Source organism: Porphyromonas gulae DSM 15663 (assembly GCF_000378065.1).
GTDB lineage: Bacteria > Bacteroidota > Bacteroidia > Bacteroidales > Porphyromonadaceae > Porphyromonas > Porphyromonas gulae.
This window is the reverse complement of sequence record NZ_KB899153.1, coordinates 60,223-86,820: the sequence shown is the minus strand read 5'-3', so window position 1 is coordinate 86,820 and position 26,598 is coordinate 60,223. Positions and strand designations below refer to the sequence as shown.

The following is a 26,598-nucleotide window of genomic DNA, read 5'->3' as shown; positions in this document are numbered from 1 at the left end:
GCTGTGCGTTGCAACAAAATTACTAAATCTGAAAGCTATTCCCAGCGAAAAAATGGAAAGCACAAAACCCTGAAAATAATAATCTACTCAAAAATCATGCACCAAAAAAGTTTTCAACAACGAAGATGAGTTTGGAATGATTCCAAATAAGCATCTGCGGAGAAAAGAAAAACGAGGCAAAAGTAGCGAGGAAATGGACTTTCACGGACTAAAATACGAATTAAAACAAGCCGGACAACAATCTGTATATAAAGCGTTTTCAATTTGTATATAAATCGTTTCTGTTTTATATATAAATCGTTTTCAATAAATATATAGATCGTAAGTGATTTATATATAAATCGCAGACCCCAAAAAGCCTTTTCCGAAGTCGGAATAAAAGAAGCACCCGCCGAGTTCTACGGAGAACTCCGACGGGTGCAGTCTGGATATGTATGTGGTGGGGCCTATGCCAAGATGCTATCCTTTTGCATGTGATTCAATGTAGCTGCACGATTCCGCTCTGCGATCTCGGATCGGATCGAGGGCTGTCGCTGTACCGAGGTATCCGAATAGGAGCCTATTCGGGTTTGATGTCAGGTGATGGGGCGTAGACGGTAGTTTTTCGATGTGTGGCATACTGTATAATAGTCTCTTTTTCAATTTATTGCTCGCCTCCAATACAGGGGAAATTCACGGTTCGGAGCAATGCTTTTCGGGAAGACAAAATTAGCCAAATCTTTTTTCTCCCGCCAACGGCCGGTATGCTTGCTCTTGGCTGCAGGTGTGTGAGCAACTGATTACAGATTCGCATAAAGCCAAAAAGTCCGATAAAAAAGATTACCTTTGCACCGGAATAAAGATGGTCAGGTAGCTCAGCTGGATAGAGCAATAGCCTTCTAAGCTATCGGTCCTGGGTTCGAATCCCAGCCTGATCACAGAAAGAAAAAGGGATGCGATAAGCATCCCTTTTTCTTTCTGTGATCGGGCAATAGAGATTCTTCCTTATCTTAGCGCGACTTAAAAAGAGGACAATAGCCTGTCATAGCTTTGTCGTTGCTGCATCGAACAAGAAACACAACACAATGATGAAACGTTTTTTCCTGGCCTTAGGGCTATTACTTCTGTGCGTCCCCATGCTGCAAGCAGGACCGGTGACGCGATCCAAAGCCGAACAAACGGCCAAGAACTTTTTTGCCAAACGGCAATACACAGCCTCTTCATCGGCTCCAAGTATCCGAATGGATTTCGTATATAAGGCTGCTGAAAGAGGGGAGGCTTTATTTTTCATCTTCAATCGAGGAGAAAAAGACGGCTTTGTCCTCGTCTCAGCAGACGACCGTTTTCCCGAAGTAATAGGATATGCCTTCAAAGGGCATTTCGATGCTGCCCGTATGCCGGACAACCTCAGGGGATGGCTCAAAGGTTATGAACGTGAAATGCTTGCCGTAATGGACGGCAAGGCTGATCCGATAGATCCTATCCGTGAAGCCAAGCCCACACGGGACCTGCCATCATCTGTTACCCCTATTTTGGAAACGGGTGAACATGAATCGGATCCGATCTTGTGGGATCAGAGCTATCCATTTAATACCTTGCATCCCCTACTCCCTTCGGGACAACAGGCTTATACCGGTTGTGTCGCCACCGCGATGGGACAAATCATGCGTCATTACAAGTGGCCGGAGAAGGCTTCCGGAGGATATGACTACTACGATGATATGACGGGGACGCATACCCACTACTCCGGCACATTCGGCGATACTTACGACTGGAGCAACATGCCCGGTAGCGTTTCCGTTGATGTCAGCCCCGAAGAGGTCAAAGCACTGAGTACTTTCATGCGCGATGTAAGTTTTTCAGTCAATATGCAATTTGCAAGTTTCGGCAGTGGCACCTATTCTCTGTTCGTCGAGCGTGCTTTGCGTGAGAATTTTCATTACAAGAAATCGCTTCGCTACGTCTATCGTTTCAACACTCCGAGTCTGGAGTGGAAAGCTATCATCCGTAAGGAACTGGCAGAAAACAGGCCTGTGTATTATGCCGGTGCAGACGGATCGATGGGACATGCTTTCGTCTGCGATGGATACGAACCGGACGGAACGTTCCACTTCAACTGGGGATGGGGCGGTATGAGCAACGGTAATTTCTACCTCAACCTACTCAATCCGGGTTCGCTTGGGACAGGTGCAGGCAATGGTGGCTACTCCACTGACCAAGAGGTTATCATAGGAATAGAGCCTGCCAATGATGGCGATCCCGGCATCGTACCGGATCCGACCATCACGCTCTATGGGTTGCAACACAAGATGTCCGAAGAAGCACTTGAGCTGAATGTGGAAATCAAGAACTATTCCACTTATGCCGGGGATGTAAAATTGGCTTACCGCTTGACGCTTCCCGATGGAACGGAAACGATCAACTCAGCCGTCACCGTCCCCATCATCTGGGAAGACATTATCGGAGAAAGCACAGGCAACATAACCATACCACGCAGTCGATTTGCCGAGGGGAAAAATATCATCTCCATACTCTATCGAACAGATGGTATGGCGGATTGGAAAGAACTCAAGCATATACTTATGGGGCTTGCCAATAAGATAGAAGTGACTATGCCTGCCGGAGATGTAGCTTACTCCGTTGCCGATGCCAGGATCGTTCTCAAAGACGGTTCTCTTTCGCACAACCTGAAAGCCTACTCCGACTGTAAGCTCGGTGCCACAGTCTACAACCCGGGTACGGAAGAATTTCGCAGTCGCGTCACCTTTGCCCTCCGCAATACAGAGGGACGGCTCTATTTCCTTGGCAGACGTTTAGTCGAATTGCTCCCGGGAGATGAAGACGGCGAAAAAGTTTCGCTGACAATAACGGGACTCAAAGCTCGTGCAGGACAATACATGCTTGTCTGTACAGGTGATATGGAATCGCTTATGGAAGATGCCTCATGGATCGAGCTGGCTTCCATAGAAGTAGCAGAGAATACGAGTACCCATTCATCGTTGCTGGTGGCCTCCAATCCACAGATCGATCTTCTCACAGTTCATCGGGCCAATCCCGAGACATTGCCGACTTTCAGCATCACGAATGAAGGTGGTGCTACTTTCTCCGGAGAAATCGAAATAGTGGCTATAAAGGCTCATTCGGAAGCTTTCTTCCAAGCGAAAAAAGAACACATGAGTCTTGCCAAAGGAGAAACCCAAGTATTGTCTCCGGAACTGACTGCGGCCTCTTCTCTCTATACAAATGCCGATCTCTTTCCCGATGGTATCTATTACATTGTCATCAGAGAGCAGGGATTTTGGGATCCGATCGATTTGTTTGGGGACTATTACTATCGTATTCGTCTCGTTACGGACCTATCCTCTTCGGACATTGCAGGCAAGGACGCTTCTACTATAGTACTCTATCCCAATCCTGCTCGTGATTATGTCCATGTAGCCATTCCTCCTACATATGCAGGAAGCACACTTCGCATGTTCGATATTCAAGGGCGAATGCAGCTCTCCACGAAGATCGAATCTGCCGATATGCGCCTCGACATCGGACATCTCCCGAAGGGTACCTATATCGTTGTGGTAGAAGACATGGTCGGGAAGCTCTTCATTCGCTGATTTAGTCTGTCAGCAGCAATAACCGACAAGGGCAATACCGGAAGGGAGATCCCCTCAGGCATTGCCCTTGCATCGTTTGTTAGGATACACCAAAGAAAGGAGATAAAGAGTTCGGTTTGCTTCATACTGATGGGATCCTCAATAGCATTTCCGCTTCTTCGCCGATGGCGATATTATATCACGAAGGCTTTTTCTTGTGCAACTCCAGTATTCCCAATACCGTTTATTTAGTATAAATCCGACTTCAAATACCTACAAGTTGGGATTGTTCGTTTTTTGTGAACGTCTCAACTTTGCAGCCGGATAGAACCTAATAACGTAAGATCAGATAATTATGAAAAAAATCATTTTCTCCGCACTCTGTGCATTGCCTTTGATTGTCTCTCTCACTTCTTGTGGAAAAAAGAAAGATGAGCCGAACCAACCCTCCACGCCCGAAGCAGTAACCAAAACCGTAACTATCGATGCTTCGAAATACGAAACGTGGCAGTATTTCTCTTTCTCTAAGGGTGAAGTCGTTAATGTTGCCGACTATAAGAACGATTTGAATTGGGACATGGCCCTCCACCGATATGACGTTCGTCTCAATTGTGGTGAAAGTGGCAAGGGAAAAGGTGGTGCCGTATTCTCCGGTGTGACAGAGATGGATCAGGTCACTACCGTTCCTGCAGAAGGTTATATGGTAGACGTTCTTGGTCGTATTACAGTCAAGTATTCGATGGGACCTGATGGCCATGTGATGGAGCATGAAGATCAGGGCTTCAGTGAAGTGATTAGCGGTAAGAAGAATGTGCAAGGATTTGCTTCTGGTGGCTGGTTGGAATTCTCTCACGGCCCTGCCGGTCCCACTTACAAGCTGAGCAAAAAAGTTTTCTTCGTTCGTGGTGCTGATGGAAATGTTGCCAAGGTGCAGTTCACTGACTATCAGGATGCAGAACTGAAAAAAGGAGTCATCACTTTCACTTATACGTACCCCGTTAAATAAGTTAAGAGGGAAATATGAAAAGTGTAGTAACAAAGCAGGCCCTCATCGGCCTGCTTTTCTTTAGTATAAGTATATACTCCCATGCGGCCAACCCTCCGGCCCAACCCATAGATACCACCGTATGCCGCAACATCGCTCTTGACGATGTGGTTGTAACCGGTAGCCGTACAGTCCGTCTGCTTAAAGATGTGCCTGTCCCCACAAAGGTGTTCAAGGCTAAAGATATAAAAGCTATCGCCCCTTCTTCTTTTATTGACGTACTGCAGTATATCCTTCCCGGGATCGAATTTACCAAGCATGGTTCCAGAGATCAGCTCAATGCTCAGGGCTTTGACGAAAGCTCTATTCTCTTCCTCGTCGATGGCGAATTGATTTCGACAGGATCTACCAGTGGGATAGATTTCGAACGAATCAATCCGGACGACATCGAGCGAATCGAGGTGCTCCGCGGAGCTTCCTCTGCGTTGTACGGATCCAATGCTATCGGAGGTGTTATCAATATCATCACCCGTACAGCCAAGGATCCTTTTCGCGTATCTGCTTCGGCTCGATACGATAGTCGCGACGGACAGAAATACGATGTAGCGGCAGGGGTGAAACGTGGGATCTTCTCCAGTCAAACCGGTGTACAATATAGAGCGGACAAAAGCTATATTTTGGCCGATCAGTTCGAGCAGGAACTGAATGTCGCAGGCAATACGACATGGAATATAAATCAGAAGTTTACAATCACTCCGAAAGAAAACTTATCCTTCAACCTTGCCGGACTGGTGAATCTGCGTAAGCAGCACTGGACGGATAAGATCGACTTTCTGTACAACTCCTACGATGTCAAAGCCGGTGCCAACTGGCGTATCAGCGAGACTTCGGATCTGGACATTTCTTATCACTACGACAAATACAGCCGTGATACCTGTCTGATCAAAACTGAGAACCAAAAGAAACTCCCCATTTTCGATGAGGATATGCACCATTTGCGAGCACAATACAATCTCAATCTTGCTGAAGTCCACTTTTTCAATGTGGGTTTGGAGTATATCCATGATAATGTAGCATCGCCCCGTCTTTCCTCTCCGAGCAACCCGGGGGAAAAGTCTGTGAACAACAAAATCCTATACGGACAGTACATATATAAAGTAACCCCCAAACTCGTATTGAGCTATGGAGGACGCTTGGACAAGCACTCCGGATTCGGCTTGCACTATACATCGCGCCTGTCTGCCATGTACAAGTACAGCCATGTCACCAATCGCTTGTCTTATGCGGAAGGGTATCGTGCCCCTTCTTTGCAGGAAATGTACTTTTTCTTCAATCATGGTGCCTTCTTTATTTACGGCAATCCGAATTTGAAACCGGAGAAGAGCCGCATGCTCTCATACTCGGCAGAAGCTCACTGGAATAAGCTTACACTGATGGGGAACGTCTTCTTCAACCATGTTCGCAATCGGATCGATTTCACCTACAAAGGCACAGATTTGATCTACACCAACGTATCGAAAGAAATGAGAATATTCGGCTTTGAAGGACAAGCCAACGTAGTATTGCCTTACGGCTTTGGTTTTCGAGCTTCGTATTCCTACACTTATGATCGATGGAAGGCGACCGATAAGGCCGGAACTGAGATGAAACTCTCAAACACTCGCCCTCATGCAGCTACTGCCACTCTCTCTTACGGACACAATTTCTCGAAGAATTACAGACTTGCCTCCAACTTCTCCGCGCGCTTCCTTTCCGATCTGAAAACAGGGCGCATGAACTCCGACGAGTTGTTTGAGGAAATAACGTATCCGGGTTACACCATCTGTCGTTTGGATATAGAGAATCATTTCTATCGGAACTATACGCTCCATATCGGTGCGGAGAACCTGTTCGATTATAAACCCAAAGCATTGGCATTCAATTCCCCGACATCACCCGGGCGTATCATATACGGGTTGGTTCGGATCACTTTCTAATACGACTTATTTGCAACAGAAATATAATTCGTTACGATGAAGAAAAAAATAATTTATCTGTTGGTAGCCATCTTATTGGTGGCTATCGGCTTTGCATTTTGGATGTTCCGTCCACAACCCTCGCGTGTGGCATTGGTGAACTTCCCCCAGTTTATGGTGGCACGAATGAGTCTTTCTTCCGATGCACGAAATGTGACAGTAAACGTTGAGGACGACCTCAGCAAACTGAAGAAGTACGATGCGGTACTATGTTTCGGCATGGGTGCAAAATGGAACGAAGACGATCGTGCCCAGATCAAGAGTTTGGAAGAAAAGCAGATCCCCTATATCGTGATGTCTGCCACCAATCCGGAGAACAACCTCTGCTCTATCGATAGCACAAAGGCGGAAGTACTCTCCAAATACTTCAGCTATGGAGGTGGCAAGAACTATAGATCGGGATTCAACTACCTGCGTCAGGAGATTCTGGGAAAATCTCTTCGGGAAGGTAAGATCGAGGCACCGATCGAGTATGCCGGCAACCTCTTCTTCGGCAAGACCGATGAGGATATTTTCGAATCCATGGATACTTATATGCAGTACTATCGTACGCATGGTTATCGCGAGGGTGCTCCGCGCGTAGCACTGCTGATAGGCTTCGGCAATCCCTTCAACTCGAACCGCGAGCATATAGACGAGCTTGTAGCCTCTTTGGAAAAAAGCGGACTCAATGTCTTCCCGTTTTCAGCAGGCAATAAGCGTCTCGAATTCTTGGAACTCATCAATCCCGACCTTCTGATTTATATGCCTCACGGACGTTTGGCAGCAGGCCATTCCACTGAAGCGGAAGCATGGCTCCGCAAGCAAAATGTTCCTATTCTGGCACCTCTTACAATCGGCAATCTTCGAGAGACTTGGTTGGAAGACAAGCAAGGTATGGTAGGCGGCTTCTTGGCACAGAGCGTATCGACTCCCGAGTTGGACGGTGCCATGGTTCCCTTTGCATTGGTTGCTCTCGAAAAAGATGCCAAGACAGGATTACAACTCTTCAGAACCATCCCCGGACGACTGGAGGTATTCACCAGTCTGGTGAACAAATACATCGTCCTAAAGAACAAACCCAACAAGGAGAAGCGCGTTGCCATCTACTATTTCAAGGGACCGGGACAAAACAGCCTCGTAGCACAAGGAATAGAGACCCTGCCTTCTATCTATAATGTATTGCGCAAGATGCAGAGCGAAGGCTATGACCTCACCGGATTGCCCACCGATGAAGCTGCTTTCGAAAAGATTATCATGACGCAAGGAGCTATTTTCAATAGCTATGCCGAGGGCAATCTGGCACGCTTTACCGAAAGTGGCTATCCGGCATTCGTACCCACAAGTGATTTGAAGCAATGGATGCAAGAAGTCCTTACGCCAAATCAAATCCAGCTTCTGCAAGAACGCTACGGAGAAGCTCCCGGAGAATACTATTCGATGGAACAAAACGGAGTGGGCGGCATCGGTGTAACCCGTGTACAGTTTGGCAATGTCGTTCTTTTGCCTCAGCCCGTACAAGGTGGAGGAGCCAATGACTTCAAAGCCGTACACGGCTCTAATCCGGTACCTCCTTACGCCTATGTAGCCTCATATCTGTGGACACAGAAAGCATTCAAAGCAGATGTGATGATGCACTTCGGTACGCATGGCAGCCTTGAGTTTATCCCCGGCAAGCAGATTGCTCTCTCTTCTGAGGATTGGACAGACCGCCTCGTCAATGACCTGCCCCATATCTACTACTACACCATCGCCAATATCGGTGAAGGAATGATCGCCAAGCGCAGAAGCTATGCCGGTACGGTATCTTATTTGGCTCCTCCTTTCATCGAAACGCGCATGAGGGGTCAAGTAAGCGAGTTCCTCAGCTTGACGGATAAATATCTGGAGCAGGACAACGATGATAAAGCCCTGTCTCTCCGCATCAAGGCCTTGGCCGTGAAGAACGGCTACCATCGCGATCTGAAGCTCGACTCCATCCTCGACAAACCTTATACACGTGAGCAAATCGTCTCTCTTTCCGACTTTGCCGAAGAACTTGCTGTCAGCAAGATCCCGGGCGGTATGTACAAGACAGGTATCATGTTCCCGGAAGAAAAGATCCGTTCTTCCGTGAAGCATATTGCTACGGATCCTATTGCTTATGCTTTGGCTGCTATCGACCGTCAGCGTGGACGCTACACGCAGGAGCAGCAGGATAGCGAACGATTCTTCACCAACCATTATCGTCGTCCTGCCGAAGCACTGGTGGAGCGTTACCTTGGACGTGAGACGGTGGATGTGAATGCAGCATTGACTACGCTGGGTGTACTGTCCAGTGAAATTGCCCAATCCGAAGCCGTAGTCCGCTCTGCAGAGGATAAAGCATCTTCCATGCGCGAGCAAATGATGGCTGCATCCGGCGGCCGTATGCCTACATCGGCCGAGATGGCGATGATGAGGAAGATGGGCGAGCAGATGAGAACAAACGGAGGTTCCGGACCCGACTCGGCACAGATAGCTGCCATGAAAGCCATGGCTGCTAAGATGAAAGCAAATGGAGGAAAGGAACCCGACTCGGCTCAAATCGCTGCCATGAAAGCCATGGCCGCTAAGATGAAGAGCGATGGAGCACAGCACGCTATGCCTTCTCACGGCAAGGATTCTATGCAAGCGGCACATTCGGAAAAGGCAAAAGCCATGATGCCCGATAAGTCGAAAGCCAAGCAACCGGCCATGGCGAATCAGCCGTCACGAGAACTTACGGCCAAAGATAAAGCCATGGCAGCAAGCATCAGCGAACTCAAGCATGCCATTGCCCAAATACCTTTCTACTATAAGGCACTCAAAAACAGCCCACAGCTGGAGCTGACCTCTATGATGAACGCTCTCTCCGGCGGTTATACGGCACCCTCGCCCGGCGGCGACTATATCGCCAATCCGGAGACACTTCCTACCGGAAGAAACCTCTTCTCTATCAATGCCGAGGCCACACCATCAGCAGCTGCATGGGAAAAAGGAAAGAAGATGGCAGAAGACATGCTGGCCGACTACGCTCGCCGTCACAATGGCGAACTTCCTACGAAAGTCAGCTTTACGCTATGGAGCAGTAGCTTCATCGAAAGCGAAGGTGCTACCATAGCTGAAATACTCTATCTGCTCGGGACGGAGCCCGTACGCGATCCGATGGGACGTGTGCAGGACATCCGACTGATACCGATCGAAAAACTCGGCCGCAAACGTATCGATGTGGTAGTACAAACGTCCGGGCAGCTTCGCGACTTGGCTGCTTCTCGCCTGTTCCTTATCCAAAAGGCTGTGGATCTGGCTGCTGCCCAAAAGTCCGAGAGCGACAACGAAGTTGCTCGTGGTGCAGTAGATGCGGAGAAAGTATTGCTCGGCAAGGGCCTTTCTCCGGCTGATGCACGTATGCTGGCTACGCAGCGTGTATTCGGTGGCGTGAACGGCAACTACGGTACCGGCATCCAATCCATGGTCGAAAGCGGTGATCGCTGGGAAACCGAAAAAGAGATTGCAGATGTTTACCTCAACAACATGGGCGCAATCTACGGTATGCAAGGTCGCTGGGGAGATTTCCAACAAGGTATGTTCGAAGCAGCTTTGCAGAATGTGGATGCCGTGGTACAACCTCGCCAGAGCAATACGTGGGGAGCCTTGAGCCTCGACCACGTCTATGAATTCATGGGTGGCCTCACGCTCTCTGTCCGCCAAGTGACGGGCAAAGATCCGGAAGCATACTTCAACGACCTGCGCAATCGTCACAAGACACGCGTGCAAGAACTGAAACAAGCCATCGGCGTGGAAGCCAGAACTACGATCCTCAATCCTACCTATATCCAAGAGCAGCTCAAAGAGGGACAGAATGCCGCCAACGGAATTGCCGAAACGATCCGCAATACCTATGGCTGGAATGTCATGAAGCCTTCGGCCATCGACAAAGAATTGTGGGATGACATCTACGCTACTTATGTGAAAGATGAGAAGAATCTGGGCGTCCACGAATTTTTCCGCGAAAACAACCCTGCCGCTTTGCAGGAGTTCACTGCCGTAATGATGGAGACCGCACGCAAGGGTATGTGGAAAGCTACACCCGAACAGCTGAAAGCTATTGCCGAATTGCATGCCAAATCCGTGGCTGAATTCGGAGCCGGCTGTAGCGGATTCGTTTGCGACAATGCCAAGCTGCGCAGCTTCATCGGCGAACGCCTCGATGCAAGTGACAAGAAAGCCTACGAAGAGAAGGTAGCCGATGCTCGCGAAGTATCGATCAAGGATGCCAAGAAGGGACAGCGACTCAAGAAAGAGACTCGCTCAAGTGAGGATACCTCCAGCCCTGTCACCTCCTACCTGCTGCCTGCAGGAGTAGCCCTCGTGGTGATAATCCTGATACTCTTCCTCATTGCCAAGCGCAGAAAAGGAAAAGAATGAGAGAAGTCCTGCTGACCATAGCCTTATTGGCTACGCTCAAGTATCTGTTCGAGGAGGGAGTACATAGTTCCCTCCTCGTCCGATGCTTGCATGCGGTGGCCTACGCGGCTTTCATCGCACTCGTACACGGACTGACGCAGCACGTCAGCCGGATGGAGGTCGAGACTCTCCTGTACTCGCCCGAAGCCCTGCGCAATGTCTCTCTGGCTGTGATGGTGGATCTGCTATATGTCGTATATATATGTACGCACCGTCCCTCCTCCTTCCGCCTGTACCGAACGTGGGTGCGCCATTTGCCTCCGCTCCTGTTCTTCCCCACCCTCTTCTATCTGCGTCTGAGTCTGTTCTACGTCCTGCCGGGCTATTCGTTTGTTGGAGTTTCCATCGTGATGGCCCTCATCGTGGCAGCCCTGAGTATAACGGCTCCCTATCTGTGGAGAGCACTCGGACTCAAACGGGAGGCCTTGCGGGAACCGCTTGTTCTGCTTTCGCTCTGCACCTTTGTCTTCGTCATTGCTGCCGGAGTGTTGCACCCCGACTCCGCAGTGCGAACAGCCGGTATCACTACCGACTGGTGGCAGGCACTCTATCTCTTCCTGATCGTCTTGGCCGGAGCCTCAATCGGCTATTTGGCCCCTCGCCTGTGGGCTGTAATCAGAAGAAAAAACAACCGAAAAAAATAATCATCGAATCGGACCGGATCCTCATCCCACGCCGAACCACTCACTAACAATACTTTCCCAATGAACTTCTTGTCCAACGTCATGTTTTGGGTCTCCAACGGCCTGTTGGTACCGGTAGTCGCCGGACTCATCTATCTTTTCATCAAATCTCTTCTCCTCCTCGGCACCCTCTTCGGCACGTGGCAGAGCTACCGTCGCCGGCAGGAGACCTTCGCCCGCATCATCGAAAACAAGGCCGGCCTCGACACCGAAGCCCTCAGAGCCGAAGCAGCCAAACGCCCCCACGCCCCGTTCGAAAATGTGCTGGCCGAAGTCCTCGATGCCGATTCCGCCCGTCGCAACCTGCTCATCGGCCGGTACGAGCTCTCTCGTGAGCAGCGTCTGAGTTCGGCCAAAGTACTCACTAAGTTCGGCCCCATACTCGGTCTGATGGGTACGCTCATCCCGATGGGCCCGGCCCTTGTCGGGCTCTCCACGGGCGACATCGGGCAGATGGCTTATAATATGCAGGTAGCCTTTGCCACCACGGTCATCGGTATGTTTGCCTCGGCTGTAGGGTACATAGCCCTGCACATCGTGCGCACTTACAACCGGAACGACCTCGTTTGGCTCGATTATATCAACGAAAAACTCTCCTGATCGCCATGCCCAGAAGACGCTTCCACGAAGAAGACACGGATCCCTCCTCACTCGTATCCAACCTCTTCGACGTAGCCATGGTCTTTGCCGTGGCTCTGATGGTTGCCCTCGTCACCAAATTCAACATGACCGAAGTCTTCAGCAAGGAAGACTACACGATCGTCAAGAATCCCGGCAAGGACAACATGGAAATCCTGATCAAGAAAGGCGATAAGGTGGAGAAGTACACCCCGTCCGACGAATCCTCCGATGGAGCCGGCAGCAAAGGCAAGCGCGTAGGTGTAGCTTACCAGCTGGAAAGCGGCGAAATCATCTACGTGCCGGAAGACTAAGACGGAGAAACCGGCTATTATCATCCGACCTCAAGCCCAAAAGCTCTTTTTTCTATTTCCTCCGGCCCTGCGAAAGCACTTTTTGCAGGGCCGGTTTTTTATATCAAACGCCGTAGACAAAATAAATAAAGCATTGCTTCAATTCTGGCCTATGATTTACAGAATCGAATTGACACATGCATATTCGAGTATGAGGTATTAAATAATTCAAATACATATATGTATTCGAGAGGGTGTTGGTGATCAAACAAATACAATCCGAAACATAGCCATGGGAGTATTTTTTTGCTATATTTGCGAACAATTAGGTGCTCTCCCGAAAGGCGTGTATTCCTACCGATAGAGCAACATAGCGTAGATTAAATATTTTGATAAAAGAAACAAAAGACATGTTATCCACTCTACTCCTGCCCAATGCTCATTCGAGCTTACTCGCACGAAATCGGTCGGCATATTTCATTGCCTACAAAAACAAATGCTCGTATGAAGAATAGAGCTTAATAGCTCTTATACCGACACCTCAAGACATAAGGCACCCGTCGCATTCGACCACGAATTCGACGGGTGCCTCCGTTTTATCGACTCACGAAATAATCATCATAGACCAACGATTTATATAGAAATTATTTCCGACCTATATATTAACTGAAAACGATTTATATATAAAGTAAAAACGATCTATATATAAATTGAAAATGATTTGTATATAGATCATTAAGTGGCAGATTGAAAAATACCTTTTGATCTGGCAAAGTCTATTTTCAACTCTTTCTTGCCTCGTTTTATACTCCTCTATAGGTGCTTATTTAGAATCATTCCAAACACATCTTCGCTGTTGAAAACTTTTTTGGCACGTATTTTCATGACAGAAAAAGGATAATAAAAAAGAGAGAATCATACCCCATGAATGGATTGTAATATATCGACACTTAATATAAGAGCTATTAAAATTATCGGCCATTAGATTTTCAAAAGGAGATCAGAAGTAGATTGAAAGCCATCGAATATACCTAAATAGGCACAAAAACGGAAAAAGAATACCTCAAAGTAGGTATTGGCCTGTCTGGTGGTGGCCAATACCTTTGTGTCGCTAATAACCAATGAGAAAAATCATTATGAAAAAACTTTTTTTAGCCTCCATGGCTTTCTTATGCGTATGGATATGGAATGCTGGTGCGCAGACAATGGCACCAAACTATTTCCATGCAAACCCACAACAGTTCAAACAAAGAATCGCAAAAGTAAAAAACTTCTCTTCTTGTTTTTTCTATGAATATGGAGTGAACAATCGCTTGAAAAAGATCCGTTCAGAAAACCAAACAGGACAAACTATTCAGGAAAGAGTATTCTCTTACAACGATGCCGGATACATGATTCGAGAGGAAGAATATGTGGGATTGGATCTGACTCTTTTGGGGAAATATGAGTATGAGCGGAACGATAAGGGGTATATTACCCATTTCAAACGCCATATGCCCAATGAGAATCTGGAATTGGTCGAGGATATACGCATCGATTTCTTTTATGATACCGATATGAAACTGATCAAAGCAGAAATAGATGCATTTAACCATATGTCGAATGAGTGGTACGACCTGCGTACAACGAATCTTGTATACAACGAAAATGGACTTCTAAAAGAAGTAATCCAGATAGACACTGAAAGCGGAGAAGAATTGAACAGAGAAATACTTACGTACAATAACGTCAATAAAATAGTCTCTATCAGATTTAAGCCAGGGCATGCAGGTATAGGAGAAGAAAAGGAGTGGATATTCGAATACGACAATGAGAATTTGGATATTATCAAAGCCGGGCGCGAAGATTTCTGGCGTTACTACCAGTATGACAAAGAAAAACTTGCCTCTGAAACATTTTTCCCAAAATCAAGTTTGGTTTATTTAGTATACTTCGGCCCCAAAGACTACATGGATTTTTCAGGTTTACCATCCATGAACAGTTATACGCATGCTGTGATCAAAGAGACTGAAAATGAGATGGAAGTTACTTACGAATCCAACGCCGCGTATAGTCTTACAATCATTCAGCCGGAAAACGGGGAGATAAAATTGACTGCCGATGGAGAATCTTTGAGCAGTGGTTCCATGCTGGTTGGAGGACATACGATCACCGTCCACCCTACACCTGCTGATGGATATGAAGTCGATAAGGTATTGGTGAACGGACAAAGCATCGAAAAGCCGTATCAATTCGTTATTGAAAAGAATACTGAGGTGACTGCCTTGATGAAAAAGAGTAATGCTGCTGACGAGATCGCAGCACAAGACTTCCGCATCTATCCCGTACCAACCTCCAAAGATTTAACGATAGAAATACCGTTAGAAATGGTGGGAAAAGTGGCATCCCTCATAGATATGAACGGACGGATTGTTTACAGAATTACGCTTGATAATATCTTCCAGCAGATAGACATCAGCCATCTCAAAGGTATTTTCCTCTTGCAGATCGGTGATATTACAGAAAGAGTGATCGTTCAATAACGACGCGCGAGTACAGACAAAAAGATCGGGGCAGCATGGTGAGAGACTTTTTCTCTCTCCGATGCTGTCCCGATTGCTTTATTATCTTTTCTATCCGAAAAAAATTAGATCTGGAAGTCTATACATGCCCGACCGTCCTTATACGGAGCTATCAACTCTCGAACGACGGTCATGTGAGCAGGATGCTCGGCATAGGCTTTGACATCGGCGAGACTATCAAGGTCTGCCTCCAGCATAAAGTCATACTCTTCGGTAGGATTCATATTGAGGCGAACGCTCATGCTTCGCAGGGGTTCTATTACTTGTACGAGGGCTTCCAGTGCATCCTTGATCAGGTGCAGGTGTTTCGTTTTGGCTTCTGCAGAGTCAAAACCTGCCAACTTGAACATCACGATATGTTTGATCATAGTGCAGATGTTATAATTTTTCGGTGAGCAATTCGTCGTCTATATGCGAATCTTTATATCCGAGGAAATATAGGACCCCGTCAAGACCGACCGTGGAAAGGCTCTGCTGAGCTGTGGCCTTTACTTTCGGTTTGGCATTGAATGCAATACCGAGACCGGCAAGTCCGATCATAGGCAGGTCATTGGCTCCATCGCCTACGGCAACAGTCTGCATGAGGTCTATCTTCTCTACCTGAGCAATGAGCTTGAGCAGTTCGGCCTTGCGCTTGCCATCCACCACCTCACCAACATAACGGCCGGTGAGTTTACCGTCTTTTACTTCCAACTCATTGGCATAGACATAGTCGATCCCGAACTTCTTGGCCAAATAGTTGCCGAAGTACATGAATCCCCCCGAAAGGATAGCGATCTTGAAACCTACCATCTTGAGTATCTTCATCAGACGCTCCACCCCTTCGGTAATAGGAAGACTTTCGGCGATCTCCTGCATCACAGACACATCAAGCCCTTTCAGCAGAGCCACTCGCTGGCGGAAACTCTCCGTAAAGTCGATTTCGCCTCTCATGGCACTCTCGGTAATGGCTTTGACCCGATCGCCTACGCCGGCTCTGATAGCCAGTTCGTCTATGACCTCTGTCTGGATCAGCGTAGAGTCCATATCGAAGCAAATAAGACGACGCATACGGCGGAACATACTCTCACGCTGGAAAGAAATATCCATGTTGAGCTGAGAAGCCATTTCCATGAAGTTGCGCTGTAGCTTCTCTATATCCGTGGGAGTTCCACGCATGGAAAACTCTACACTTGCTTTGGGGGAGCGATCTGTTTCATTGAGCGGAATACGACCTGTCAGTCGCTTGATGTCATCGATATTCAGTCCCTGCTCGGCACTGGATCGGGCAATGCCGGCAATCATCTCAGCCGTGATCTTCCGAGCCACAACGGTAATGATGTATCGGTTTCGCCCCTGCATTCCCACCCATTCGCTATAGGCTTCTTCTGTGATGGGTTCGAATCTGATAGTCACATCCAACTCATAGCTTTTGAACAAGAGGTCTTTCAGTATCGATCCCGAATGACTTTCGTCTGTCTGGAAGAGTATTCCGAGCGAGAGGTTATTGTGAATATCAGCTTGGCCGATATCCAGTATGAAGGCATTGTGCTTAGCCAGGATGGCAGTTAATTCAGCGGTAACACCTGGCTTATCTACTCCGTGGATGTTCGCTAAAATGAGTTTTCGTGTTGCACTCATATATGAGTTTTTATTTGATGAAAGATTTACGTACCCGAACTGCCCTGTGACACCTTATTTAAGTATCACTTTCGTGCGTACGACTTTGTTGTTTGCAGCTGTAACCTCTGCAATATAGGTGCCTCTCGGGAGAGATGCAACTCCGATAATGGCCAAATCGCCTGTCAGCTCGGTGGTTCTAATCAACTTACCGTTGAGGTCGAACAGAGAGAGACGAAGCAGTTGTGACCCCTCTATACGCAGAAAATCCGTGGCAGGACGAGGATAGATCTTGATCGCTTCGCTTACTGCGACATCGGTCAGAGCATTGCCCTGCATATCGGTATAGAAGTAGTTGTAATCGCATACCTCAGACAAGCCGTCTCCGGAGTTATAGAAATACGTTTGCTTTGTACGCATATGCTTCATGAAACTGGGCAAAATAGGGCGGAAGAACTCTTCATGCGTGGGGAACAATACGGAAGATAAAGAGATCGACGTATCATATTCGAAGTTGTTGGCGTACTTGGTGACACCAAACTCATCTTGCTCCCAACGAATACAATTATGCTTATTGTCGTATGTATAACGGTGAGTAAACATTTCTACCCACTTGTTTTGAAGAGGAAGAAATACACTGTCACGAAGCAGTACAGCATCATTATTGGCATCAAACTCATATACCATTCTACCCGTTTCGATCAAGTCGGCCGATGGGTTTTCCTGAGTCATGATGTTTATTCTCGCGATCTTGTTGTTGCGATAGGTTATCGCACGACTTTGAAAATATCCATCGCTTGTTTCTGTCGTTGTTTCAAAAGGAAGATTGCTACCACAGAAATAGTTATAGAACTCCTTTCTTAAAGCGATCTCATCTGATGGGGAGTTCTTGAACTCCCGAAGGACCAACCGATCTCCATCGTATATGTAATCTTCCACTTGGCGCATCTGGAGAGCATTGTCCATATTCACATAATAGCGTACTTGCATCAATCTGTCGTCCTCGTAGAAAAGCGAGTCTACATTAGAGAGCATACCACCGATAGATCTCTGTATCTTGGTCGGTATGGTTCCTTCTTCATAGAAATAATCGAAAACTTCGCGAGAATCGGGAACACTGATCTTGTCCAATCGATAGCGTGCATCTCTTGCTATGCGAGTTTGTACATCTATTTGAGGGATTTGGGGAGACTGAGCAGATAGGTTTTCTACGGCTACGAGTCCTGCAAAAAGGAAAAGAGAGAGTAATTGTTTCATTTGTTACTTGTTAGTTGCGGTTTTTATTTCTCCGAGCAAATATAATGTTTCATTCCATAAGTAAATCGCTCTTTGTGCGGTATCGGCATACAAATTTGACACCATAGAAGAGAGAGAGAAATACAAAAAAAGCCGTACTCGGTCTCTCGACCACGAGTACAGCCTCTTTTTGATGAGTGATTTTCCTTTTATTCCCTCTTACAAATGATCCGGAGAAGTCGCCGAATATAAAAGAGAGAAAGCCGTATTGCCCGAAGGTATTAGCCTACGAATTCGTCAGAAACGGTCAGTTTGGCACGGCCTTTTGCACGGCGAGCAGCCAATACACGACGGCCGTTTGCCGTTGCCATACGAGAGCGAAAGCCATGCTTGTTCAGTCTCTTACGGTTAGAGGGTTGATATGTTCTTTTCATTGCTCTTATATTGTTTTGTTAGTTATCCCTACACTTCGGGGTGCAAATATAGGGACTTTAATTTGATTCGCCAAAGTCTTTCAGCTCATTATAGAGCAAATGAACGGGTAGCCCCATGACATTGTAGAACGAACCCTCCACTCGCTGGATGGCGATATAGCCTATCCACTCCTGTATGCCGTACGAACCGGCTTTGTCATAGGGGCGGTAGCGTTCGAGGTAATAATCGATCTCCTCGTCGCTCAGATGCGCAAAGGTTACCAGACTGGAACACGAGAAAGCTCTTGTCTCCGACCGGTGGCTGACGCACACACCGGTCACTACCTGATGCGTACGCCCGCTTAATGTACGTAGCATCCGAGCGGCCTCTTCTCGGTCTTGCGGTTTGCCGAGAATGGCACCATCGATAATGACCACCGTATCGGCCGTAATCAGCAAAGTAGTGTCCTGCATCATACCTTTCGATCGATAAGCCTCAGCCTTCATTCGAGCGAGATAGAGCGGTACCTTCTCCGGATCGAGGTCGGCAGGGTAATCTTCTGCGATGTCCGGCATGGCCTTTTGTTCGAATCGAATATCGAGACCGGAGAGGAGTTCTTTTCTTCGGGGCGATTGCGATCCGAGTACGATCTTATATTTCTTCAGATTGTCCAGCATAAAACAACAAGATTTTTTTCGATCAAAGAGACTTCCGTCCTCTACCATCCAAACCCATTTCCCTGTGCCCAGCAGCCTTGCGCCTTGAGCGTTTGCTCGATGACATCGCGGACGACACCCTCTCCTCCTCGGCAATGGGATATGTATTTGGCCACCTGTTTGATCTCCGGCACGGCATCCGCAGGGGCAACGGGCAAAGCCACTCTCTGCATCACCGGCAGATCGGGTATATCGTCCCCTATATATACTATCTCTTCGGCTTTCAACCCTGTCTCCTGCAAGAGGTGTTCGAGCTGTTCCACTTTGTTGGACGAACGCATATAGACATGTTTGATGCCGAGATATTCTGCCCGTTTGGCTATGGCCGGACTGTATCCGCCCGTGATGATGGCCAGCAAGAAGCCTTGCTTGACGGCATATTGCATGGCATAACCGTCTTTTACATTCATCGTTCGCATAGGTTGGCCTTCGGCATCCATAGCCGAAACGGTATGGCTGATCACTCCGTCCACATCGAAGACGAATCCCCGTATGGACTTCAGGTCGAATGGAATACTACTCATGAGATTAAGATGGGGTTTATTGTTCTTTCGGTCCGTACATTTTCCAAATGCTATCGCTAAGCATCCGATAGATCTCCTGCCAATCCGGATATGGGTTGAGCAGACCGAGATGTTTTTGCAGAGTGTTTGTATCGTCTCTTTTGGCCGGCCCGGTCTGTGCCTCAGTGGCGGACATTTCCTGCACCTTGGCTGCAGTCTCCGCGATAAGAGGAGCCAGAGAGCGCGGTGGCAGGCCATGTACGGCCAGCATTTGCTCACTCAAGGCATAGAGATGATTCGTGAAATTGCAGGCAAAAACAGCAGCCAAGTGCAGATAGAGTCGCTGCTCCGATGTACAGCGCAGTACACTCCCGCTGATAAGACGAGCGACAGACTCCAACAGTCGTACCACGGCCTCATCGCTACCCTCTATATATATAGGTATGGAGGAATAGTCCACTCGGCGTTCGCGACTGAATGTCTGAAGAGGATAAAATACACCGATCCTCTCGTGATAAGGGCGAAGGGCGTCCATCGGCATACTGCCTGCCGTATGTGCCCATATTCCCGTTGTAGAAGGAAGAGAAGCAGCTACGGATTCGATAGCATGGTCGCTCACCGCAAGGAGATAAAGATCTGCATCGCAGAGCAGCTCCTCCACCCGATCGGTAGCGGTTGCTCCCGGCAACATGGAGGCCAACCTCGCGGCATGCTCGGCACACCTGCTCCATACCTGAATGGGCGGATTGCCGGCTTCGGACAAGGCCAAAGCCGTTCGGGTAGCCAGATTTCCACTGCCGACAAGCACTATGCGCACGAAAGTATCGGGCAGTCCTACAGGATCAATCATGCGACACACTCTCCCAATCGGGATATTCGCCTATAAAAACGTTCTCCCACTTCAATTCCGATGCAGGGCGCGGATCCCTGTGCTCGGCTTTGTGTCCGATGGCAATGATACACAGGACTTCCAACTGATAGGGGATATTCAGCGTATTGCGCACATACTGAGTAGCCTCCTGCCCATTCGGTGTAAGCGATCCGAAGACCTGACACCAGCAGCTGCCCAGCCCCAGATCCTCCGCCTGCAGTTGGATATAGGTAGCGGCTATCGCAGCATCTTCGTGCCAACGCTCGGAAAACATGGGCGATCCCAGCACCACTACAGCCAAGGCAGCATCCGCCAAGAAACGGGAACCATGCTGCTTCATCAGGCTTAGCACTTGCAGCTTGTCACGGTCTTCCACCAGTATATACCGGGTCTGTTGCCTGTTCTTGCCGGATGGAGCGCGCAATGCTGCTGTCATCAGAGCCTGCACATCCTCGGGCAAAAGCTGCTCTTCCGAAAACTGTCGGATAGAGCGGCGATTCTCTATTAACTCTGCAAATGATTTCATATAGACAAAGATATACAAATAGCCCTCTTGGCTATCTTCCCATCTGCACGAGAAATAGCGACAAGGCAGTACGCCCGATCGAACCCGATGGACTCCACATCTTAAAAGGACTCGATCACGAGCAAGAAAAAGCCCATTTATGGCCCCCATAAAACGTAGTGCGAGAAAATTTCACTTTTGGAGGCCTTTGAAAAATTTATTGACAACCGCTTATTTTTTCAGACGTCTATATCGGTTTACTCGTCGCCGTTGGATTGTTTTTTTTCAGGCCGGGAAAAGTTTCTCCGACAGCCGACAAAAATAAATTGTCCGGCCGGAAAATCTATATCCAAAGCTTTCGTATATATAAACAAAGCCTTTGGATATATATTTGAAACCTTTGTTTATATATCCGAAGCCTTTGAATAAAGAATTGCATAGTGGCATTTTAACTTTTCCGTACTGCAGAAAAAACTTTTTCCGGCCGGGAACGATTGTTTCTTTTATTGCAGTGATCTGTGCCGTGTATACTACCTCCCTACGAACGAGTGCTCCGGCAAAGTATCCGCCTTCGTGAAGGCATGCGGTGCAGCACAGAATCCTTTTGCATCAGTACACGTCAATCTACTTCGCCTCCCCTCTTCGAGTATGCATGCAGAGGTACGGGAATATGGTTTGTGGTTGCGATGGGTTAGATTTATCTTTGTCGCAAAAGAAATCCTTATAAATATGGTGTACAAAGTTTTTTTGTCGCTCTGCATAGGCTTAGCCCTGACAGTAAGCACTGCCCTTCATGCCCGGAAAGTAGTATCCGGACATGCCCCCATCCAAGTAGAAACGCCTGCTCGCCCGTCGGGACAGAAGCACGTTTTGCAGTTAGTAACGCCCAAACTGGAAACGGTACGTATCGGGATCATCGGTCTCGGCATGCGTGGGCCGGGTGCAGTGGAGCGATTCACCCAAATCCCCGGAGCGCAAGTGGTAGCGCTGTGCGATGTGCTCCCCGAACGTGTGGAAAAAGCCCAAGAGATCCTCGTCAAAGCCGGACTACCCAAAGCGGCAGCATACTCCGGCAGTGAGGACGCCTGGAAGAAACTATGCGAACGCAAGGACATCGACCTCGTATATATCGTCACAGACTGGAAAACCCACGCCGAAATGGGCGTATATGCGATGGAGCACGGCAAGCATGCCGCCATCGAAGTACCGGCAGCCATGACGCTCGAAGAGATATGGAAGCTCATCGACACTTCCGAGCGCACACGGAAACACTGTATCCAACTCGAAAACTGCGTATACGACTTTTTCGAGCTGACCACGCTGAATATGGCTCACCAAGGTGTATTCGGCGAGATCCTGCATGCAGAAGGGGCCTATATCCACAACCTCGAAGACTTCTGGCCCTACTACTGGAACAACTGGCGTCTGGACTACAACCGCAAGCATCGTGGCGATGTATATGCCACCCATGGTATGGGTCCGGCGTGCCAACTGCTCGACATCCATCGCGGCGACCGCATGAAGACCATCGTAGCCATGGACACGAAAGCCGTGAACGGGCCGGCATACATCAAGAAGAAGACCGGAGAGGTGGTGACCGACTTCCAAAACGGCGACCAGACAACCTCGCTCATCCGCACGGAAAAGGGCAAGACCATCCTCATCCAGCACAATGTAATGACTCCCCGCCCCTATAGCCGCAAGTACCAAGCCGTGGGTACCGACGGATTTGCAGACAAATACCCGCTGGAGATGTACTGCCTCCGTCCCACGCAAGTGGACTCCAACATAGCCCCTGACCACGAAAAGCTCAATGCCCACGGCCCCGTATCGGAGGAGGTGAAGAAGGCTTTGATGGAAAAATACAAACACCCCATCCATCGCAAACTGGAAGAGACGGCCAAAAAAGTAGGCGGACACGGTGGCATGGATTACATCATGGACTATCGTCTCATCTATTGCCTCCGCAATGGCCTGCCCCTCGATATGGATGTGTACGATCTGGCCGAATGGTGTTGTCTGGCGGAGCTAAGCCGCATCTCCATCGAAAACGGCTCTGCCCCCGTAGCCATCCCCGATTTCACGCGTGGCAATTGGGATAAAGTAAAGGGCTACCGGCACGCAATGGCAGAGTAAAGACAATCGGACACTATGAGGAATTTCCTATTGGCACTTGCGGCAACTTTGACTGCCGCAAGTGTCGTTTTCAGTGCAGAGGCACAGATCGCAGAGCCGGGGCTTCCATATTGGAAAGACATCCGTACAGTAAGCGTAAACAAAGAACCGGCGCGTTCGTCCTTCATGACCTATGCCGACCGAAGCGAAGCTCTCACCGGCAAGTATGAGAAGAGTTCGTACTACCGTCTTCTGAACGGCACGTGGCGATTCTTCTATGCCGAGAGCGAGGCACATCTGCCTGCCGGCATAACGGATAGCTCGGCAGACGCAGACGGATGGCACGACATCCAAGTCCCCGGCAACTGGGAGATACAGGGGCACGGTGTGGCCATCTACACCAATCACGGATACGAGTTTCAGCCTCGCAATCCGCAGCCGCCCAAGCTGCCGGAGGCCAACCCCGTAGGAGTATATCGGCGCGAGATAGAAGTACCCACGGACTGGATGGAGCGCGACATCTATCTCCATATAGCCGGAGCCAAGTCCGGACTCTATGTCTATATCAACGGGCAGGAAGTCGGCTACAGCGAAGACTCCAAGAATCCGGCCGAATTTCTCATCAATCCGTATATCCATGCCGGAAAAAACATACTCACGCTCAAGATCTATCGTTGGAGTACCGGCTCGTATCTGGAGTGTCAGGACTTCTGGCGCATCAGTGGCATCGAACGCGATGTATTCCTCTATGCACAGCCCAAGGCGGCAGTGAAGGATTTCAGCATCAAATCCACACTCGATGATAGCTACCGCAATGGTATATTCTCCCTGAAAGCCGACTTGCGAAACCGTCGTAACAAAGACACCGAGCTGTCTCTGACCTACGAGCTGCTCGATGCCAAAGGAAAGGCTATCGCCACCGAAACCCGTTCGACCCTCATAGCTGCCGGCGGAGAGAGCACCCTCTCTTTCCAAGCTCGGCCGAATGCGGTACATACATGGACGTCGGAGCATCCCTACCTCTATAAGCTCTTGATGACGGTACGGGAGAATGGCCAAGTCACCGAGGTAATACCGTTCCGTGTCGGCTTTCGCAGGATCGAAATCAAGCCAATAGAGGAAAAAGCGGCCAACGGTATGCCCTACGTATGCTTCTTTGTCAATGGACAACCCATCAAGTTGAAAGGGGTCAATATGCACGAACATAATCCCGTCACCGGTCATTACGTACCCGAGGAGCTGATGCGCCGGGATTTGGAGCTGATGAAGCAGCACAATCTGAATGCCGTCCGGCTGGCACACTACCCGCAAGATCGCCGTTTCTACGAGCTGTGCGACGAATACGGGTTCTACGTGTACGACGAGGCCAACATCGAAAGCCATGGCATGTACTACAACCTGCGCCGTGGGGGCACCTTGGGCAATAATCCCGAGTGGCTGAAGCCTCATATGGATCGTATAGCGAATATGTTCGAACGCAACAAAAACCACCCGTGCGTTACGATCTGGTCGCTCGGCAATGAAGCAGGCAACGGGTACAACTTCTATCAGGCCTATCTCTGGCTGAAAGAGGCCGATTGCGATCTGATGGCGCGCCCCGTGAATTACGAACGTGCCCAATGGGAGTGGAATACGGATATGTACGTACCCCAATATCCCGATGCGAAATGGTTGGAAGACATCGGGCAGGCCGGTAGCGATCGCCCTGTGATCCCCTCGGAATACGCTCATGCCATGGGCAATTCCACCGGCAACCTGTGGGGGCAGTGGCAGGCTATCTACAAGTACCCCAACCTCCAAGGCGGCTTCATCTGGGACTGGGTGGATCAGGGCATCCTGCGCACTGACGATAAGGGGAAATCCTATTGGGCTTATGGAGGAGACTTCGGAGTGGATGCACCGAGCGATGGCAACTTCCTTTGCAACGGACTGGTCAATCCCGACCGCACACCCCATCCTGCCATGCAGGAGGTGAAGTATGTGCATCAAAACGTAGGCTTCGAAGCAGTGGATGCCGCCAAGGGACATTTCCGCATCACGAATCGGTTCTACTTCACCAACCTCAAGAAATACCGCCTGCGCTATACGGTTTCGGCTAATGGCAAAGCCGTGCAAAGCAAGGTCATCGGCTTAGACCTCGATCCTCAGACTTCATCGGATATTACCATACCAGTAGCGAAGCTCAAGCCGATGGCCGGTGTAGAATACTTTGTCGATTTCAGCGTGCAGACCCTACAGGCAGAGCCGCTGATTCCTATAGGGTATGAGATTGCCCACGATCAATTCCGACTTCCCATCGAAGCCCAAAAGACTACCTACCGCGCTACAGGCCCTACCCTGTGCACAAGCACAGAAGGAGATGAATTGAGGGTCGTTTCGTCCAAAGTCCATTTCGTTTTCAACAAAAAGAGTGGATTGGTAACCTCTTATAGGGTGGATGGTCAGGAGTTTTTCCAAGACGGATTCGGCATACAGCCCAATTTCTGGCGTGCTCCCACCGACAACGACTACGGCAACGGTGCTCCAAGACGCTTGCAGATATGGAAGGAATCGAGCCGTGACTTCCAAGTAGTCGAGGCAGGATTAGCCACCGAAGGGAATGCCGTCCTGCTCAAAGCGACCTATCTGCTTGATGCCGGCAACCTCTATGGCCTGACCTATAAAATATATCCCGATGGTGTGGTGAACGTGAAAATGCGATTCTCTTCGACGGATATGGAGACCGACGAATATGAATGGTCCGAAGCAGCCCGAACCGCTACATTCTCCCCCGGCAGAGAAGCTCTGCGCAAGGAAGCTTCTACCCTCGAAGTGCCTCGTATAGGTGTACGCTTCCGCCTTCCTGCGGATATGAATGAGGTACGATACTTCGGAAGAGGGCCGGATGAGAACTATATCGACCGCAATTACGGGGCGACCGTAGGCTTGTACACTACTGCTGCCGACAGGATGTACTATAACTATGTACGTCCGCAAGAGAACGGGCATCGTACCGATACACGCTGGCTGATGCTGCACGGACGAGGCTTGGGCTTGGGCATAGTAGCCGACGAAACGATCGGCTTCAACGCTCTTCGGCAAGCTATCGAGGACTTCGATTCGGAAGAAGCCAAGCACAGACCTTACCAATGGAACAACTTTTCACCGGCCGAGATACAAAGCCGAGATGAGAGCAAAGCTCGCAACGTCCTCCGTCGGCAGCATCATGTCAATGATGTGCCCGTGCGCGACTTCGTAGAGGTGTGCGTGGATATGAAACAACAAGGAGTAGGAGGATACGATAGCTGGTCGGCTCTTCCCGAACCTCAGCACCGCCTACCGGCCAATCGGGAATACAGTTGGGGCTTTACCCTTCTTTCGGTACGGTCAGTCGGACAAATGACTACTGCCACCCGATACGCCTACTAAGCGACAGGAGTGGTGAAAGCAACGAGAGTATCACCCACACTCATAGATCTTATACAGAATA

The 26,598-nt window shown here is 48.9% G+C and carries 18 protein-coding genes and 1 tRNA gene; 11 read left to right on the top strand and 8 right to left on the bottom strand.

Features of this window, described 5'->3' with window-relative positions; translation table 11 throughout:
- The first annotated feature begins 843 nt into the window (after positions 1 to 843).
- From F452_RS0103505 to F452_RS0103460, 9 genes are all read left to right on the top strand, one after another.
- Positions 844 to 917: transfer RNA gene (locus tag F452_RS0103505), tRNA-Arg, on the top strand.
- Positions 918 to 1,064: 147 nt separating this feature from the next.
- Positions 1,065 to 3,590 carry a C10 family peptidase gene (locus tag F452_RS0103500; protein WP_235317490.1) on the top strand — a complete coding sequence of 842 codons (2,526 nt, stop codon included), beginning with the start codon at positions 1,065 to 1,067 and terminating at the stop codon, positions 3,588 to 3,590.
- A 334-nt stretch (positions 3,591 to 3,924) separates the two neighbouring features.
- A complete protein-coding gene (hmuY, locus tag F452_RS0103495; protein ID WP_018964857.1) occupies positions 3,925 to 4,575 on the top strand; it encodes a hemophore-like protein HmuY in 651 nt (216 codons plus the stop codon).
- A 14-nt stretch (positions 4,576 to 4,589) separates the two neighbouring features.
- Positions 4,590 to 6,530: a TonB-dependent outer-membrane receptor HmuR gene (gene hmuR / locus F452_RS0103490; protein ID WP_018964856.1), complete on the top strand. Its 1,941-nt coding sequence runs from the start codon at positions 4,590 to 4,592 to the stop codon at positions 6,528 to 6,530.
- Between the two features lie 36 nt (positions 6,531 to 6,566).
- A complete protein-coding gene (locus tag F452_RS0103485) occupies positions 6,567 to 10,976 on the top strand; it encodes a cobaltochelatase subunit CobN (protein ID WP_018964855.1) in 4,410 nt (1,469 codons plus the stop codon).
- On the top strand, positions 10,973 to 11,659 hold the full coding sequence (locus F452_RS0103480; RefSeq protein WP_018964854.1) for a hypothetical protein: 687 nt from the start codon (positions 10,973 to 10,975) through the stop codon (positions 11,657 to 11,659). The genes F452_RS0103485 and F452_RS0103480 overlap by 4 nt, the downstream gene beginning before the upstream one ends.
- A 60-nt stretch (positions 11,660 to 11,719) precedes the next feature.
- On the top strand, positions 11,720 to 12,298 hold the full coding sequence (locus F452_RS0103475; protein ID WP_013815629.1) for a MotA/TolQ/ExbB proton channel family protein: 579 nt from the start codon (positions 11,720 to 11,722) through the stop codon (positions 12,296 to 12,298).
- Positions 12,299 to 12,303: 5 nt separating this feature from the next.
- Positions 12,304 to 12,630, top strand: a complete 327-nt coding sequence (locus tag F452_RS0103470) for a DUF2149 domain-containing protein (RefSeq protein ID WP_018964853.1) — start codon at positions 12,304 to 12,306, stop codon at positions 12,628 to 12,630.
- 1,115 nt (positions 12,631 to 13,745) lie between these two features.
- Complete coding sequence (locus F452_RS0103460; RefSeq protein WP_235290040.1) at positions 13,746 to 15,131, top strand: T9SS type A sorting domain-containing protein; 1,386 nt, start codon at positions 13,746 to 13,748, stop codon at positions 15,129 to 15,131.
- Positions 15,132 to 15,235: 104 nt separating this feature from the next.
- Here F452_RS0103460 and F452_RS0103455 read toward each other — a convergent pair whose 3' ends face one another.
- The 8 genes from F452_RS0103455 to F452_RS0103420 form a co-directional block, all read right to left on the bottom strand.
- Positions 15,236 to 15,538 (bottom strand): Dabb family protein, encoded by a 303-nt coding sequence (locus F452_RS0103455; protein ID WP_018964850.1) that lies wholly within the window; start codon positions 15,536 to 15,538, stop codon positions 15,236 to 15,238.
- A gap of 10 nt (positions 15,539 to 15,548) precedes the next feature.
- Positions 15,549 to 16,790 carry a protein-serine phosphatase SerB gene (serB, locus tag F452_RS0103450; RefSeq protein ID WP_018964849.1) on the bottom strand — a complete coding sequence of 414 codons (1,242 nt, stop codon included), beginning with the start codon at positions 16,788 to 16,790 and terminating at the stop codon, positions 15,549 to 15,551.
- A 54-nt stretch (positions 16,791 to 16,844) separates the two neighbouring features.
- Positions 16,845 to 18,026, bottom strand: coding sequence for a T9SS type A sorting domain-containing protein (locus tag F452_RS0103445; RefSeq protein WP_018964848.1), 1,182 nt, complete (start codon positions 18,024 to 18,026; stop codon positions 16,845 to 16,847).
- 260 nt (positions 18,027 to 18,286) lie between these two features.
- Positions 18,287 to 18,439 carry a 50S ribosomal protein L34 gene (gene rpmH / locus F452_RS0103440; protein WP_004585205.1) on the bottom strand — a complete coding sequence of 51 codons (153 nt, stop codon included), beginning with the start codon at positions 18,437 to 18,439 and terminating at the stop codon, positions 18,287 to 18,289.
- 57 nt (positions 18,440 to 18,496) lie between these two features.
- Complete coding sequence (locus F452_RS0103435; RefSeq protein ID WP_018964846.1) at positions 18,497 to 19,096, bottom strand: Maf-like protein; 600 nt, start codon at positions 19,094 to 19,096, stop codon at positions 18,497 to 18,499.
- Between the two features lie 41 nt (positions 19,097 to 19,137).
- The gene (locus tag F452_RS0103430; RefSeq protein WP_004585207.1) at positions 19,138 to 19,659 is read right to left on the bottom strand and encodes a KdsC family phosphatase; all 522 of its coding nucleotides are present in this window, start codon (positions 19,657 to 19,659) and stop codon (positions 19,138 to 19,140) included.
- Positions 19,660 to 19,675: 16 nt separating this feature from the next.
- Entirely contained in the window at positions 19,676 to 20,488 is an 813-nt protein-coding gene (locus F452_RS0103425) for a Rossmann-like and DUF2520 domain-containing protein (protein ID WP_018964845.1), read from the bottom strand.
- Positions 20,481 to 21,035: a nitroreductase family protein gene (locus F452_RS0103420; protein WP_018964844.1), complete on the bottom strand. Its 555-nt coding sequence runs from the start codon at positions 21,033 to 21,035 to the stop codon at positions 20,481 to 20,483. The genes F452_RS0103425 and F452_RS0103420 overlap by 8 nt, the downstream gene beginning before the upstream one ends.
- Positions 21,036 to 21,743: 708 nt before the next feature.
- Here F452_RS0103420 and F452_RS0103410 point away from each other — a divergent pair.
- Together F452_RS0103410 and F452_RS0103405 are read left to right on the top strand one after the other, a co-directional pair.
- Positions 21,744 to 23,150 carry a Gfo/Idh/MocA family protein gene (locus F452_RS0103410; protein ID WP_018964842.1) on the top strand — a complete coding sequence of 469 codons (1,407 nt, stop codon included), beginning with the start codon at positions 21,744 to 21,746 and terminating at the stop codon, positions 23,148 to 23,150.
- Positions 23,151 to 23,165: 15 nt separating this feature from the next.
- On the top strand, positions 23,166 to 26,537 hold the full coding sequence (locus F452_RS0103405) for a glycoside hydrolase family 2 TIM barrel-domain containing protein (protein ID WP_033317134.1): 3,372 nt from the start codon (positions 23,166 to 23,168) through the stop codon (positions 26,535 to 26,537).
- Positions 26,538 to 26,598 lie beyond the last annotated feature (61 nt).

What these genes read in the sequence shown, in the direction of transcription:
- F452_RS0103405 (WP_033317134.1), top strand. Translation starts at nt 23,166, where the DNA reads ATGAGGAATTTCCTATTGGCACTTGCGGCAACTTTGACTGCCGCAAGT.
- F452_RS0103475 (WP_013815629.1), top strand. Translation starts at nt 11,720, where the DNA reads ATGAACTTCTTGTCCAACGTCATGTTTTGGGTCTCCAACGGCCTGTTG.
- F452_RS0103500 (WP_235317490.1), top strand. Translation starts at nt 1,065, where the DNA reads ATGATGAAACGTTTTTTCCTGGCCTTAGGGCTATTACTTCTGTGCGTC.
- F452_RS0103435 (WP_018964846.1), bottom strand. Translation starts at nt 19,096, where the DNA reads ATGCTGGACAATCTGAAGAAATATAAGATCGTACTCGGATCGCAATCG.
- F452_RS0103455 (WP_018964850.1), bottom strand. Translation starts at nt 15,538, where the DNA reads ATGATCAAACATATCGTGATGTTCAAGTTGGCAGGTTTTGACTCTGCA.
- F452_RS0103430 (WP_004585207.1), bottom strand. Translation starts at nt 19,659, where the DNA reads ATGAGTAGTATTCCATTCGACCTGAAGTCCATACGGGGATTCGTCTTC.
- rpmH (WP_004585205.1), bottom strand. Translation starts at nt 18,439, where the DNA reads ATGAAAAGAACATATCAACCCTCTAACCGTAAGAGACTGAACAAGCAT.
- F452_RS0103420 (WP_018964844.1), bottom strand. Translation starts at nt 21,035, where the DNA reads ATGAAATCATTTGCAGAGTTAATAGAGAATCGCCGCTCTATCCGACAG.
- serB (WP_018964849.1), bottom strand. Translation starts at nt 16,790, where the DNA reads ATGAGTGCAACACGAAAACTCATTTTAGCGAACATCCACGGAGTAGAT.
- F452_RS0103485 (WP_018964855.1), top strand. Translation starts at nt 6,567, where the DNA reads ATGAAGAAAAAAATAATTTATCTGTTGGTAGCCATCTTATTGGTGGCT.
- F452_RS0103410 (WP_018964842.1), top strand. Translation starts at nt 21,744, where the DNA reads ATGGTGTACAAAGTTTTTTTGTCGCTCTGCATAGGCTTAGCCCTGACA.
- F452_RS0103460 (WP_235290040.1), top strand. Translation starts at nt 13,746, where the DNA reads ATGAAAAAACTTTTTTTAGCCTCCATGGCTTTCTTATGCGTATGGATA.
- F452_RS0103480 (WP_018964854.1), top strand. Translation starts at nt 10,973, where the DNA reads ATGAGAGAAGTCCTGCTGACCATAGCCTTATTGGCTACGCTCAAGTAT.
- hmuY (WP_018964857.1), top strand. Translation starts at nt 3,925, where the DNA reads ATGAAAAAAATCATTTTCTCCGCACTCTGTGCATTGCCTTTGATTGTC.
- F452_RS0103425 (WP_018964845.1), bottom strand. Translation starts at nt 20,488, where the DNA reads ATGATTGATCCTGTAGGACTGCCCGATACTTTCGTGCGCATAGTGCTT.
- hmuR (WP_018964856.1), top strand. Translation starts at nt 4,590, where the DNA reads ATGAAAAGTGTAGTAACAAAGCAGGCCCTCATCGGCCTGCTTTTCTTT.
- F452_RS0103445 (WP_018964848.1), bottom strand. Translation starts at nt 18,026, where the DNA reads ATGAAACAATTACTCTCTCTTTTCCTTTTTGCAGGACTCGTAGCCGTA.
- F452_RS0103470 (WP_018964853.1), top strand. Translation starts at nt 12,304, where the DNA reads ATGCCCAGAAGACGCTTCCACGAAGAAGACACGGATCCCTCCTCACTC.